Genomic DNA, 14023 nt, shown 5'->3' with positions numbered 1-14023 from the left:
TGACAGACAACGAACGGTTACTCTTCGTCGTCTGTTTCCGGTGCGTCGTCGTCGCTGTCGACTTCCGGCGCGATATCGTCTTCGCCTTCTGCCACGCTGCCGTCGATGGCGTCGAGTTCTTCCTCTTCCACCGGTTCAGCGACGCGCTGCAGGCCGACCACGTTTTCATCTTCCGCGGTACGAATCAGGATCACGCCCTGCGTATTACGGCCCACCACGCTAACTTCCGACACGCGGGTACGCACCAGCGTACCGGCATCGGTGATCATCATGATCTGATCGCTATCTACCACCTGTACCGCGCCAACCACTGGCCCGTTACGCTCGGTGACTTTAATCGAGATCACGCCCTGCGTGGCGCGCGATTTGGTCGGATACTCGCTGTTAGCAGTACGCTTGCCGTAGCCGTTCTGCGTTACGGTGAGAATCGCGCCCTCTTCACGTGGCACAATCAGCGACACCACTTTGTCGCCTTCTGCCAGCCTGATGCCGCGTACGCCCGAAGCCGAACGGCCCATGGCGCGCACCGCGCTCTCCGCGAAGCGCACCACTTTACCGGCGGCAGAGAACAGCATCGCTTCGTCGTTACCGTTGGTCAGCGCCACGCCAATCAGCTCATCGTCTTCACGCAGGTTGATGGCAATGATGCCGGCACTACGCGGACGGCTGAACTCCTGCAGCGCAGTTTTCTTCACGGTACCGTCTGCGGTCGCCATGAAGATGTTGAAGCCTTCGGTGTATTCGCGCACTGGCAGAATCGCGGTGATACGCTCGTTGGCTTCCAGCGGCAGCAGGTTGACGATCGGACGACCGCGCGCGCCACGGCTGGCTTCCGGCAGCTGATAGACCTTCATCCAGTAGAGGCGGCCACGGCTGGAGAAGCACAGAATGGTGTCGTGGGTGTTGGCCACCAGCAGACGATCAATAAAGTCTTCTTCTTTAATGCGCGCCGCCGATTTGCCCTTACCGCCGCGACGCTGGGCTTCATAGTCTGACAGCGGCTGGTATTTGACGTAGCCCTGATGCGACAGGGTGACCACCACATCTTCCTGGTTGATCAGGTCTTCGATGTTGATGTCAGCGCTGTTAGCGGTGATTTCCGTACGGCGCGCATCGCCAAACTGATCGCGCATCGCCACCAGCTCTTCACGGATCACTTCCATCAGGCGCTCGGCGCTCTGCAGGATGTGAATCAGTTCGGCGATCTGGTCCAGCAGCTCTTTGTACTCGTCGAGCAGTTTTTCATGCTCAAGGCCGGTCAGTTTCTGCAGACGCAGATCAAGAATGGCCTGTGCCTGCTGCTCGGTCAGGTAGTAGCGACCGTCGCGAATACCAAACTCCGCTTCCAGCCACTCCGGACGCGCGGCGTCGTCACCGGCACGTTCCAGCATGGCGGCGACGTTGCCGAGATCCCACGACTGCGCCAGCAGGCCGCTTTTCGCTTCGGCTGGCGTCGGAGCCCGACGAATCAGCTCGATAATCGGATCGATGTTGGCCAGCGCAATCGCCAGACCTTCAAGGATGTGCGCACGATCGCGCGCTTTACGCAGTTCGAAGATGGTACGACGCGTCACCACTTCACGGCGGTGGCGAACGAAGGCTTCAATGATCTCCTTCAGCGTCATGATCTTCGGCTGGCCCTGATGCAGGGCAACCATGTTGATGCCGAAAGAGACCTGCAGCTGCGTCAGCGAGTAGAGGTTGTTGAGCACCACTTCGCCGACCGCATCGCGTTTCACTTCAATGACGATACGCATGCCGTCTTTGTCAGATTCGTCACGCAGGCCGCTGATGCCCTCAACGCGCTTCTCTTTCACCAGCTCGGCAATTTTCTCGATCAGGCGCGCTTTGTTCACCTGATACGGGATTTCATTGACGATGATGGTTTCACGACCGGTTTTGGCGTCGGTTTCGATCTCGCCGCGCGCGCGGATGTAAATTTTACCGCGCCCGGTGCGGTAGGCTTCTTCAATGCCACGACGACCGTTGATAAAGGCGGCGGTCGGGAAATCCGGCCCGGTAATGTGCTCCATCAGCCCTTCGACGCTGATGTTTTCATCTTCGATGAACGCCAGGCAGCCGTTGATCACTTCCGTCAGGTTGTGAGGCGGAATGTTGGTCGCCATGCCGACGGCAATACCGGAGGAGCCGTTGATCAGCAGGTTAGGAATTTTGGTCGGCAGGACTTCTGGGATCTGCTCGGTGCCGTCATAGTTCGGCACAAAGTCGACCGTCTCTTTTTCCAGGTCAGCCAGCAGTTCAGAGGAGATCTTCGCCATGCGCACTTCGGTATAACGCATCGCTGCGGCGGAGTCGCCGTCGACCGAACCGAAGTTACCCTGACCGTCGACCAGCATGTAGCGCAGGGAGAACGGCTGGGCCATGCGCACGATACTTTCGTACACAGCGGAGTCACCGTGTGGGTGATATTTACCGATAACGTCACCGACCACACGGGCAGATTTTTTATAGGGTTTGTTCCAGTCGTTACCCAGTTCGCTCATGGCAAAAAGCACACGGCGATGCACCGGCTTCAGGCCATCACGTACATCGGGTAAGGCTCGGCCAACGATGACCGACATGGCGTAATCGAGGTAGGAGTTTTTCAACTCTTCTTCGATATTGACCGGTGTAATTTCTCTCGCAAGGTCGCTCATGGAGCCGCTATCCCTCTACATAATCCCGGATTTTAAAGGTGCGAAAGTATATCACATCGCTTGCGTGCGGTGAACGTAAAGCAGGGTTTTGTGGCGCTTTTCCTTTGCGCTGAGAGATGCCTCGCAGGGTTTATACGTTTATACTGGTGGCATATTTTGTCAGGAGTCATGATTCAATGAATGAACAACCGCAGGAAAGCCGCCAGAACGTCGACCACGCCGAAATTGCTAAGTTTGAGGCGGTTGCATCACGCTGGTGGGATTTAGAAGGTGAATTTAAGCCGTTGCACCGCATTAATCCCCTGCGTCTTGGCTGGATTGCCCAGCACAGCCATGGGCTGTTCGGTAAGAAAGTGCTGGATGTCGGTTGCGGCGGCGGCATTCTCGCCGAGAGCATGGCGCGCGAAGGGGCGGAGGTCACCGGCCTGGATATGGGCGCCGAGCCGCTGGAGATCGCGCGCCTGCACGCGCTGGAGAGCGGCGTGAGCGTCAATTACGTGCAGCAGACGGTTGAAGCCCATGCGGCCAGCCATGCCGGTCAGTACGACGTGGTGACCTGTATGGAGATGCTGGAACACGTGCCGGATCCGCGTTCCGTGGTGCTGGCCTGCGCGCAGCTGGTGAAACCGGGCGGCGAGGTGTTTTTCTCCACCATCAACCGTAACCCTAAAGCCTGGCTGCTGGCGGTGTTTGGTGCTGAATACGTGCTGCGCATGGTGCCGCGCGGTACCCATGACGTGAAAAAGTTTATTCGTCCCGCCGAGCTGCTGAACTGGGTGGACGAAACCGCCCTGCGTGAACGCAATATGACTGGCCTGCACTACAATCCGCTGACCAATCAGTTCCGCCTTGGCCGCGGGGTGGACGTCAATTATATGGTGCACACCCACCGTCAGGCGTAAACGACCTGTTTCGCCTGCCTGCCCGTGGGCAGCGGTGTTGTAGCGGCGTGATTTATTACGCGAGAAATCGCGCCGCTATGGAATCTACGACCGGCAATTTACTCAACTGAACGGCATAACGTCCTGCACGCCGCCAGTCCTCCTTTCACTTCCGACCGCCCCCGGTTTATCACGCGCTGGCCCTATCCAGATCAATTTCCTTTTAGACGCTGCGATGCGCTTTTTGTAAGGTGAAAAGGTCATAAAAAATTCATAAGCAAACGCAGATAAGTTCGCTGCTGACGGAGCGGCGCGGGCTTTTTTCGCCTGGGAAATTTCCCGAATCGCAGCGGTTGAGCAATAAACACGCGCTCGATCAAAAATTGAAAAAAAACCTGTTATCCGTTGACACCAGGTGCAGGCCTTGTGGCGTGGGGATCCAGGATTTTCGCCACCCCCCAGGGCGTAAAATTTTGTGAAAATCAACTCTTGTGATGATCCGATTGCTGACTAGAATACTCACCATATTGTTGTTCAAACTTTCCGCACCCCCTATATATAGTGTTTATCCACAGGCTTACTCACAATGAGCCGCCTGTGAATAGACGGGGGATAATTTTGTATTTCATGGACAGGTAAACACGCGACATGAACCAAAGTCTGCTCGTTACGAAACGCGATGGCCGCCAGGAGCGCATCGACCTCGATAAGATTCACCGGGTGCTGGACTGGGCAGCTGAAGGGCTGAACAATGTCTCCGTCTCGCAGGTTGAGTTGCGTTCGCACATCCAGTTTTACGATGGCATCAAAACCTCGGACATTCACGAGACCATCATCAAAGCGGCTGCTGATTTGATCTCCCGTGACGCGCCTGATTACCAGTACCTGGCTGCGCGTCTGGCGATCTTCCACCTGCGTAAAAAAGCGTACGGTCAGTTTGAGCCACCGAAGCTGTACGACCAGGTAGTGAAAATGGTCGAGATGGGCAAATACGATCGCCATCTGCTGGAAGACTACAGCACCGAAGAGTTCGAGCAGATGGACGGCTTCATCGACCACTGGCGCGACATGAACTTCTCCTACGCGGCGGTGAAGCAGCTGGAAGGCAAATATCTGGTGCAGAACCGCGTCAGCGGTGAAATCTACGAGAGCGCCCAGTTCCTGTATATTCTGGTCGCCGCCTGCCTGTTCTCCGGCTATCCGCGCGATACGCGCATGGATTACATCAAGCGTTTCTACGATGCGATCTCCACGTTCAAGATCTCGCTGCCTACGCCTATCATGTCCGGCGTGCGCACCCCGACCCGTCAGTTCAGCTCCTGCGTACTGATCGAGTGCGGCGACAGCCTGGATTCCATCAACGCCACCTCCAGCGCTATCGTGAAATATGTGTCACAGCGTGCCGGTATCGGCATCAACGCGGGTCGCATTCGTGCGCTCGGCAGCCCGATTCGCGGCGGTGAAGCGTTCCACACCGGCTGTATCCCGTTCTATAAGCACTTCCAGACGGCGGTAAAATCCTGCTCGCAGGGCGGCGTGCGCGGCGGTGCGGCAACGCTGTTCTACCCGATGTGGCATCTGGAAGTGGAAAGCCTGCTGGTGCTGAAAAACAACCGCGGCGTTGAAGGCAACCGCGTGCGTCATATGGATTACGGCGTGCAGATCAACAAGCTGATGTACACCCGCCTGCTGAAAGGCGAAGACATCACCCTGTTCAGCCCGTCCGACGTGCCAGGCCTGTATGACGCGTTCTTCGCCGATCAGGATGAGTTTGAGCGTCTGTATACCAAATATGAGAAGGACGACAGCATCCGCAAGCAGCGCGTGAAAGCCGTCGACCTGTTCTCGCTGATGATGCAGGAACGTGCTTCAACCGGCCGTATCTACGTGCAGAACGTTGACCACTGCAACACCCACAGCCCGTTCGATCCGGCCATTGCGCCAGTGCGTCAGTCTAACCTGTGCCTGGAAATTGCACTGCCGACCAAACCGCTGGAAGACGTCAACGACGAAAGCGGCGAGATTGCGCTGTGCACCCTGTCCGCCTTTAACCTCGGTGCGATTGAAAGCCTAGACGATCTGGAAGAGCTGGCGACGCTGGCAGTGCGCGCGCTGGATGCCCTGCTCGATTACCAGGATTACCCGATCCCGGCTGCGAAACGCGGTGCAATGGGCCGCCGTACCCTGGGTATTGGCGTGATAAACTACGCCTATTACCTGGCGAAACACGGTGTGCGCTACTCTGACGGCAGCGCCAACAACCTGACGCACAAAACCTTTGAAGCCATTCAGTACTGGCTGCTGAAAGCCTCCAACGAACTGGCGAAAGAGCAAGGTGCCTGCCCGTGGTTTAAAGAGACCACTTATTCGCAGGGCATTCTGCCGATCGATACCTATAAAAAGGATCTCGACAGCGTATGTAATGAGCCGCTGCACCTTGACTGGGAAGCGCTGCGTGAGTCGATTAAAACCCACGGCCTGCGCAACTCCACGCTGTCTGCACTGATGCCGTCTGAGACCTCTTCGCAGATTTCGAACGCCACCAACGGTATCGAGCCGCCGCGCGGTCACATCAGTATCAAAGCGTCGAAAGACGGGATTCTGCGCCAGGTAGTACCGGAGTATGAGCGTCTGAAAGATCAGTACGAACTGCTGTGGGAGATGCCATCAAACGACGGCTATCTGCAGCTGGTTGGCGTGATGCAGAAGTTTATCGATCAGGCGATTTCATCGAACACCAACTATGATCCAGGCCGTTTCGCCAATGGCAAAGTGCCGATGAAACAGCTGCTGAAAGATCTGCTGACCGCGTACAAATTTGGCGTGAAGACCCTGTACTACCAAAACACCCGTGACGGTGCCGAGGATGCGCAGGACGATCTGGCGCCGTCTATTCAGGACGATGGCTGCGAAAGCGGCGCCTGTAAAATTTGATCGAAAGGCGCCTGCGGGCGCCTTATCGTGTCTGGGCCAGCAGCGGCTGGCCCGTTTCACTTTTGGACTTAGTCATGGCTTACACTACTTTCTCACAGAACAAAAATGACCAGCTGAAAGAGCCGATGTTCTTCGGCCAGTCAGTGAACGTTGCCCGTTTCGACCAGCAGAAATACGACATCTTTGAAAAGCTGATCGAGAAGCAGCTCTCTTTCTTCTGGCGTCCGGAAGAGGTTGACGTCTCGCGCGATCGCATCGACTATCAGGCGCTGCCGGAGCACGAGAAGCACATCTTCATCAGTAACCTGAAGTATCAGACGCTGCTGGATTCCATTCAGGGCCGCAGCCCGAACGTAGCGCTGCTGCCGCTGATTTCGATTCCCGAACTGGAAACCTGGGTAGAAACCTGGGCGTTCTCCGAGACCATCCACTCACGCTCGTACACCCACATCATCCGTAATATCGTCAACGATCCGTCACTGGTATTTGATGACATCGTGACTAACGAGCAGATTCTGGCGCGCGCGCAGGATATCTCGAAGTATTACGATGATCTGATCGAGATGACCAACTACTGGCATCTGCTGGGTGAAGGCACGCATCAGGTGGCGGGCAAGAGCGTGACCGTGAACCTGCGTGCGCTGAAGAAGCAGCTGTATATCTGTCTGATGAGCGTTAACGCGCTGGAAGCAATCCGCTTCTACGTCAGCTTTGCCTGCTCGTTCGCCTTTGCCGAGCGCGAACTGATGGAAGGTAACGCCAAGATCATTCGTCTGATCGCCCGTGACGAAGCGCTGCACCTGACCGGCACCCAGCATATGCTGAACCTGATGCGTACCGGTGAAGACGACCCTGAAATGAAAGAGATCGCCGCAGAATGTCGTGACGAGTGTTTCGATCTGTTTAAGAAAGCGGCCGAGCAGGAAAAAGAGTGGGCTGAGTATCTGTTCAGCGGCGGCTCAATGATTGGTCTGAACAAGGACATTCTGTGCCAGTACATTGAGTACATCACCAATATCCGCATGCAGGCGGTGGGCCTTGATCTGCCGTTCCAGACGCGTTCTAACCCGATTCCATGGATTAACTCGTGGCTGGTGTCAGATAACGTGCAGGTGGCGCCGCAGGAAGTTGAAGTGAGCTCCTATCTGGTGGGTCAGATCGACTCCGAAGTGGGCGAAGACGACTTCAACGATTTCCAGCTGTAAGCATGAGCCGTTCCGTGGTAATCCTGCGCAGCTCCGGCTCCCGGCTGGAGTGCGCAGACGAACACCCTAATCTGCTGACGACGCTGGAAGCACACAATGTGTGCGTCGAGTTTCAGTGTCGCGAAGGCTACTGCGGCTCCTGCCGCATGCGTCTGCTGAAAGGCGAAGTGGATTATGCGGAAACCCCACTGGCGTTTATTCAGCAGGGCGAGATTCTGCCCTGCTGTTGTAAGGCCAGAGGGGAGATTGAGATCGAGCTGTAACCTGCCGCTACACCAAACCCAAAAGTCCTTTAATGCTGCAACATCCATACAGGTCGTCAGAGAGGTTGCCGCTTGCTGCACCGGCGTAAATCCATCCCTGGAGCCTGCCGCCGCGCCGTCCTGGCGCGGAGGCTGCTGCAAGCGGCAACCTCCCCCACGCCCTATCAGGCTTCTTCATTGCGGTAACAGAACGTCACCCTGCAGCGACACCAATGCTAACGGGAAGAGGGGATGTTGAGCTAAGCCGGACGTCACGCGGCAAGGATGCCGCGTGTCGAGGCCCGCAGGGAGCGGGTTTTGCCGTTCCGGGCGTGCTCAACTTCCCCTCTGACCTTGCTGATGATGACCGCCAGCACAATCGGGTTAGCTCTTCACCGTCTCCAGAACATCAATCCAGCCGTGACCGGTACTGACTTCACTGCCGTGCAGCCAGCGGCGCAGCATATTCATCGCCATCATCGCTACCACTTTCTGCCGGGTTTCCAGATTGTGCCGCCCGTGTGTAAATTTCACCCGCTGGCCCCAGCTGGCTTCCGGGGTGTGCAGCGCAATCGACACTTCCCCTTCCTGCAGATCGCCAACCGACAAGGCCAGCACTGTGCCCTGCTGAGCGGCCAACTGACGCGTGCGAGTAACCTGCGCTTCCAGCGACTCCTCACGAGCCGGCAGCAGCTCAGCGGCGCTAAGCGGCACCTGTGCGGCGGCCAGCTGCCAGTGCAGCAACCCGGCCGTGTATTGTTCGCTCAGAGCAAGGCGGAAGCCGCGATCGTGCAGTTCCCGCGCCAGCACGGCCGGCAATCCTTCAAAGCCTTCAAAAATGGTGCACTCGGCCAGCAGTAACTTAACCTGCTGCCACACCTGCTCCATCGCCACGCGCTGGCTGGCCGGGCCGGTCAGTTTGATCTCAATGATGGGCATCGACGAACGGTAGCCCATCACTACGCCCTCCGGCAGCGGCAGCGGTTCAAGCTCGGCGGCGATATCGCTCTCGCCGCGACCAAAGGTGGTCAGACGCAGGCACAGCGGGGGTTCTGGCAACGTAAAACGCGCCTTAAGACGCGGAATAATCTGCTGCTCAACCATCACTTTGAATTCTGACGGCACGCCGGGGGTAAAGAAAATCCAGCAGCGATTAAGCTGCAGGGCAAACCCACAGGCGGTGCCGACCGGGTTATCGATCAACTCGGCATTGGCCGGAATCTCCGCCTGCTTGCGATTACTGGGTGCCATGAGCCGCCCGCGGCTGGCAAACCAGGCTTCCATCTTCTCCAGCCACGCCTGTTGCAGCACCAGTTCGCTGCCGCTGGCGGTGGCCGCTGCCTGCGCGCTGAGATCGTCGCTGGTCGGCCCGAGACCGCCGTTCACGATCAGCACGTCGGCAATCTGACTGCGGCTCTGTAGCGCTTCAACCAGCGAGCTCATTGCATCGCCGACCGTGCTGCGACTGGTCATCGGCAGGCCGTGCTGAAACAGCATATCGGCCAGCCACGCGGCGTTGGTATCGACAATCTGCCCATGTAACACTTCATCGCCCGTTGAGAGCATTTCGACACGTATCACGATCTCTTCTCCTTATCCCTGTGGCTTTCACTGTAGGGAGCGCGCAGGCGAAACACAATCGCCGCCGGTGCGAAATAGCGGGTTAATCGCGATGCGGAAAGGAAACAGCGGCAAAGCAGGAATCGGGCGCGACGGACATCGCGCCCACGGGGATTAACGGCGCGCCAGCAGCAGGCCAACAAACAGACCGGCAGCCGCACCGATACCAATGCCCTGCCACGGTTTTTCATGCACGTAATCGTCGGCACGATACGCTGCCTGTTTGGCACGATAGTAATAGCTGTCGGACGCCTGGCTCACGCGATTCTTCACGTCTTCCAGCGCCTGCTCGGCTTTCTGCTTCAGTTCGATATATTTCTGGTCCGCCGGATCGCCCGAGGAGCGCAGCACTTCTTCCAGCGTTTCCGTCAGCAGCGCCAGATCGTCATCAAGACGGGTTTCAAATTGATCGGTAGATGACATGTTCACAATCCTCCATGTTTAAATGCGGTGTCGATTAACTATAGTCATAAATTGCGTTTTTGCGCCGCGCCGTCATCCGCTGACTACGCTTTTTGCCGCGCTGAACGCAAAGTTATGTCATCCGGGACGTTGCACGCGGAATTGTGCTTCGTTTATTTGATTAATCTGATAAATTTTCAGCGGACTGAATTTTTTATTTTCGCCACTGTCGTAACCCCCTGTAGCCTGACGCTAAATGTCTTGCGACAGCCTCAATACACCCGAGCAGCTAAGGAAAAGATTTCCGGCATGAATCGTAGAAAATTTATGAAAGCGTCCATGGCCCTCTCTGCCGTTAGCGGCATGACCGGGCTCTCCTCGCTGTTTGCGCAGTCCGCCTGGGCCGATGATGGCATCGCCGACGGAACCGCCGTGCGCTTCGATTTCGATGTGCTGAAAAAGAAAGCCGCGGCGCTGGCCAAACAGCCCTGGGGCGGCGCGCCCGGCCCCCTGCCCGCGACCCTGGCCAATCTGACACCGCAGGCGTATAACGAAATTCAGTACGACGCTAACCACTCACTGTGGAACAACATCGCCGACCGCGAGCTGGATGTGCAGTTCTTCCACGTTGGCATGGGCTTTAAGCGCCGCATTCGCATGTTCTCCGTGGACGCCGCCAGCCGCGAGGCGCGGGAAATCCACTTCCGTCCGGAACTGTTTAATTATCACAACGCCAACGTGGATACCCAGCAGCTGGTGGGTAAAACCGACCTCGGCTTTGCCGGTTTCCGCGCCTTTAAAAAGCCGGAGCTGGCGCGACGCGACATCGTTTCTTTCCTCGGCGCCAGCTACTTCCGCGCGGTAGATGAAACCTACCAATATGGCCTGTCAGCCCGTGGCGTCGCGGTTAACACCTTCAGCAATGGCCAGGAAGAGTTTCCGGACTTCACCGCCTTCTGGTTCGAGACGCCAAAAGCTGAAGACACCACCTTTGTGGTGTATGCACTGCTGGACGGGGCCAGCGTCACCGGTGCCTACAAGTTCACCATCCACTGCGAAGAAAAACGCGTGGTGATGGAGGTGGAAAACCACCTGTTTGCGCGCAACGAGATTCGTCAGCTCGGTATTGCGCCAATGACCAGCATGTTCAGCTGCGGCACCAACGAGCGCCGCATGTGCAATACCTATCATCCGCAGATTCATGACTCCGATCGCCTGGCGATGTGGAGCGGCAGCGGCGAGTGGATTGCCCGTCCGCTGAATAACCCGCAGCGCCTGCAGTTTAATGCCTATCAGGATGAAAACCCGCGCGGCTTCGGTCTGCTGCAGCTGAATCATGATTTCAAAGATTATCAGGACGTGATTGGCTGGTATGACAAACGACCCAGCCTGTGGGTTGAGCCGATCGGTAAATGGGGTAAAGGCGCCATCAACCTGATGGAGATCCCGACGACCGGGGAAACGCTGGATAACATCGTCTGCTTCTGGCAGCCGGCCGAGCCGGTCAAAGCTGGCAGCGAGTTTAATTTCCAGTACAAACTCTACTGGAGCCAGCTGCCGCCGGTACGCAGCGGTCTGGCCCGCGTTGACGCCACGCGCACCGGTATTGGTGGCTTCCCGGAAGGCTGGGCACCGGGCGAACACTTCCCGGACCAGTGGTGCCGCCGCTTTGCTATCGATTTCATTGGCGGTGACCTGCAGGCGGCCGCGCCGAAAGGTATCGAACCGGTGATCACCGTGTCGTCCGGCACCTTCAAACAGGTGGAGATTCTCTACGTCGAACCGCTGAAAGGTTACCGTATCCTGTTTGACTGGTATCCGAACAGCGACTCAACCAAACCGGTGGATATGCGCCTGTTCCTGCGCACCAAAGATGAGACGCTGAGCGAAACCTGGCTGTATCAGTACTTCCCGCCACCGCCCGATCAGCGCAAGTACACCGACGACCGGCAGATGACGCCGGGCTAACCTGCACGGCGAGGCCAACACCTCGCCGTTAGTTTTTCTGCATGCCGACGTGCGGAATATTATCTTCCAGATAAACATCCGTGACCGCCCGGAAGCCCAGGCGACCATAAAAGCCTTCCAGATGCGCCTGCGCGGACAGATACACCGCCCGCTGCGGCCAGTGCTGTTCGCAGCTGTTCAGCGCCTGCTCCATCAGCCGATAGCCCAGTTTCAGGCCGCGCGCCTCTTCCGACACAATCACCCGACCAATGGTCACCGGCGAGGAAGCCAGCGCGGGCGTCAGCAGACGCGCATACGCCAGCAGTTTGCCATCAAGAAAGCCCAGCAGATGGCGGTTATCAGCCGTCAAATCCTGGCCATCTATGTCCTGATACGGACAGGCCTGTTCGACGATAAACACCTGATTGCGCAGCGCCAGCACGGTATACAGCTGCTGCGCGGTCAGTTCACTGTGGTGGCAATCAAGCCATTGCATATCCATCGTGCTTCCTTGTCTGAGCGAAAAAAGTGATCTTTACAGCCTATCACAGCGCATGCGCTAAACGCAGTGGGCAGCACGTAACAGGGGCTGACACGCGGAGCTATGTGATCAAACTCTCAAATTGCAGGCAAAAAAAATCAGGCCCGCAGGCCTGATTGTGAAGATGACGCGCTGTTTACATCAGCGGCTGAGCCAGCTGCACCAGCGTGATGAGCGGCTGCGGATAAACACCGAGCAGCAACACGAGGATAGCGGAGATCAGCACCACCACACCACCTGCGGTGAACGCCCAGTTGGCCGGGGTATCGCGGGTGTGCAGTTCCGGCGGGCTGAGGTACAGGCTCACCGTAACGCGCAGGTAGTAGTACAGACCAATGGCGCTACCGGCGACAACCGCCGCGGTCAGCCACCACAGATGCGCGTTAACACCGGACGCGATGACGTAAAACTTACCGATAAAGCCCAGCGTCATCGGGATACCGGCCAGCGACAGCATCATCACCGTCATTACGGCGGAGAGAATCGGACGATGCCAGAACAGACCGCGATACGAGTAAAGCGTATCCGCATCCGGACCACGGTACGGGCTCGACATCAGGCTGACTACACCGAAGGCGCCGAGGCTGCTGAACAGGTAACCGGCCAGATAGACACCGGCGGTTTCCAGCGACAGCTGATGGGTTTTCACCGCAATCAGCGCCACCAGCAGATAGCCAAGATGCGCGATAGATGAATAGCCGAGCAGACGCTTGATGTTGCTCTGCGAAATCGCCATCAGGTTACCGAACAGAATCGAGACGAAGGCAATCACACCCAGCACGGTGCGCACCGCTTCACTGTCGGTTACCGGTGCGTACATGAACAGACGCATGATGACCGCAAAGATAGCGATTTTGCTGGCGGTGGCGAGGAAGGTCGAGACCGGAGCCGGCGCGCCCTGATAAACGTCTGGCGTCCACAGATGGAACGGCACCAGCGACAGCTTAAAGCCAAGACCGATGATCATCATGCCCAGCCCGACCAGCAGCAGCGGCTGCTGAATCATGCTGTCATTCAGGCTTTTGCCGAGCTGCACAAAGCTCAGGCTGCCGGAATCGGCGTAGACCAGCGCAATACCGAAGATCAGGAACGAGGAGGCCGCAGCCGACAGAATCATGTACTTCAGCGCCGCTTCCAGCGAGCGCTTCTGACGGAAGGCGTAGCCGATAAGACCAAACAGCGGCAGCGACAGCAGTTCGATACCGATGAACAGCGCCGCCAGATGGTTGGCGCTGGCCAGCACAATCCCGCCCAGCGCAGCGATCAGCACCAGCAGATAGAACTCATCTTTGTTGTCCGGGAAACCGGCCAGCCACGGATAAGCAAAGGTGCAGGTTGCCAGACTCGCCAGCATCACCAGCGCGGTATAGAACATCGAATAGCCATCCACGCGCAGCAGCGGCGTGACATCCATGGCGCCCACGTGGCCCACAAACCACAGCGACAGCAGCGCGAGGTTAAGACCGATGACCGTCAGCGTGGCATTAACAAAGTGGTTGCGTCGCCACGCAATGGACAGCATCACAACCACCACCGTCAATCCGACGATTAACAGCGGTAGCAACGCGATCAATTGTTGAGGAGTTATTGTCAT

Annotated in this window: 10 protein-coding genes; 5 read left to right on the top strand and 5 right to left on the bottom strand. The window is 57.3% G+C overall.

The genetic code is table 11. The features are described 5' to 3' along the window. Window positions 1–17: 17 nt before the first annotated feature. A complete protein-coding gene (gene gyrA / locus ERD80_RS00885; RefSeq protein ID WP_021509233.1) occupies window positions 18–2657 on the bottom strand; it encodes a DNA topoisomerase (ATP-hydrolyzing) subunit A in 2640 nt (879 codons plus the stop codon). 176 nt (window positions 2658–2833) lie between these two features. Between gyrA and ubiG the strand changes: the two genes are divergently transcribed. From ubiG to yfaE, 4 genes are all read left to right on the top strand, one after another. Beyond that, the gene (gene ubiG / locus ERD80_RS00880) at window positions 2834–3559 is read left to right on the top strand and encodes a bifunctional 2-polyprenyl-6-hydroxyphenol methylase/3-demethylubiquinol 3-O-methyltransferase UbiG (RefSeq protein WP_021509232.1); all 726 of its coding nucleotides are present in this window, start codon (window positions 2834–2836) and stop codon (window positions 3557–3559) included. 627 nt (window positions 3560–4186) lie between these two features. Further along, the gene (gene nrdA / locus ERD80_RS00875) at window positions 4187–6472 is read left to right on the top strand and encodes a class 1a ribonucleoside-diphosphate reductase subunit alpha (RefSeq protein ID WP_021509231.1); all 2286 of its coding nucleotides are present in this window, start codon (window positions 4187–4189) and stop codon (window positions 6470–6472) included. A 74-nt stretch (window positions 6473–6546) separates the two neighbouring features. Further along, the gene (nrdB, locus tag ERD80_RS00870; protein ID WP_021509230.1) at window positions 6547–7677 is read left to right on the top strand and encodes a class Ia ribonucleoside-diphosphate reductase subunit beta; all 1131 of its coding nucleotides are present in this window, start codon (window positions 6547–6549) and stop codon (window positions 7675–7677) included. 2 nt (window positions 7678–7679) lie between these two features. Then, complete coding sequence (yfaE, locus tag ERD80_RS00865; RefSeq protein WP_021509229.1) at window positions 7680–7940, top strand: class I ribonucleotide reductase maintenance protein YfaE; 261 nt, start codon at window positions 7680–7682, stop codon at window positions 7938–7940. 363 nt (window positions 7941–8303) lie between these two features. On the opposite strand, the gene ERD80_RS00860 is transcribed toward yfaE, so the two are convergent. Together ERD80_RS00860 and elaB are read right to left on the bottom strand one after the other, a co-directional pair. Then, complete coding sequence (locus ERD80_RS00860) at window positions 8304–9500, bottom strand: nicotinamide mononucleotide deamidase-related protein YfaY (protein WP_104093076.1); 1197 nt, start codon at window positions 9498–9500, stop codon at window positions 8304–8306. A gap of 153 nt (window positions 9501–9653) precedes the next feature. After that, window positions 9654–9962, bottom strand: coding sequence for a stress response protein ElaB (elaB, locus tag ERD80_RS00855; protein ID WP_021509227.1), 309 nt, complete (start codon window positions 9960–9962; stop codon window positions 9654–9656). A gap of 288 nt (window positions 9963–10250) precedes the next feature. Here elaB and ERD80_RS00850 point away from each other — a divergent pair, with 288 nt between their 5' ends. Next, window positions 10251–11909 carry a glucan biosynthesis protein gene (locus tag ERD80_RS00850; RefSeq protein WP_031280040.1) on the top strand — a complete coding sequence of 553 codons (1659 nt, stop codon included), beginning with the start codon at window positions 10251–10253 and terminating at the stop codon, window positions 11907–11909. 28 nt (window positions 11910–11937) lie between these two features. Here the strand turns inward: ERD80_RS00850 and ERD80_RS00845 are convergent, their stop codons facing one another. After that, window positions 11938–12390 carry a GNAT family N-acetyltransferase gene (locus ERD80_RS00845; RefSeq protein WP_021509225.1) on the bottom strand — a complete coding sequence of 151 codons (453 nt, stop codon included), beginning with the start codon at window positions 12388–12390 and terminating at the stop codon, window positions 11938–11940. 175 nt (window positions 12391–12565) lie between these two features. After that, window positions 12566–14023, bottom strand: a complete 1458-nt coding sequence (gene nuoN / locus ERD80_RS00840; RefSeq protein WP_031280039.1) for an NADH-quinone oxidoreductase subunit NuoN — start codon at window positions 14021–14023, stop codon at window positions 12566–12568.

Source organism: Pantoea sp. R102 (genome assembly GCF_004916815.1).
Lineage (GTDB): Bacteria > Pseudomonadota > Gammaproteobacteria > Enterobacterales > Enterobacteriaceae > Pantoea > Pantoea dispersa.
The sequence above is the reverse complement of the archived record's forward strand: the minus strand, read 5'-3'. Positions and strand labels throughout refer to the sequence as shown.

Excerpts from the sequence above, each read along its gene's own strand:
- gyrA (WP_021509233.1), bottom strand. The coding sequence starts at position 2,657 with ATGAGCGACCTTGCGAGAGAAATTACACCGGTCAATATCGAAGAAGAG.
- ubiG (WP_021509232.1), top strand. The coding sequence starts at position 2,834 with ATGAATGAACAACCGCAGGAAAGCCGCCAGAACGTCGACCACGCCGAA.
- nrdA (WP_021509231.1), top strand. The coding sequence starts at position 4,187 with ATGAACCAAAGTCTGCTCGTTACGAAACGCGATGGCCGCCAGGAGCGC.
- nrdB (WP_021509230.1), top strand. The coding sequence starts at position 6,547 with ATGGCTTACACTACTTTCTCACAGAACAAAAATGACCAGCTGAAAGAG.
- yfaE (WP_021509229.1), top strand. The coding sequence starts at position 7,680 with ATGAGCCGTTCCGTGGTAATCCTGCGCAGCTCCGGCTCCCGGCTGGAG.
- elaB (WP_021509227.1), bottom strand. The coding sequence starts at position 9,962 with ATGTCATCTACCGATCAATTTGAAACCCGTCTTGATGACGATCTGGCG.
- ERD80_RS00850 (WP_031280040.1), top strand. The coding sequence starts at position 10,251 with ATGAATCGTAGAAAATTTATGAAAGCGTCCATGGCCCTCTCTGCCGTT.
- ERD80_RS00845 (WP_021509225.1), bottom strand. The coding sequence starts at position 12,390 with ATGGATATGCAATGGCTTGATTGCCACCACAGTGAACTGACCGCGCAG.
- nuoN (WP_031280039.1), bottom strand. The coding sequence starts at position 14,023 with ATGACAATAACTCCTCAACAATTGATCGCGTTGCTACCGCTGTTAATC.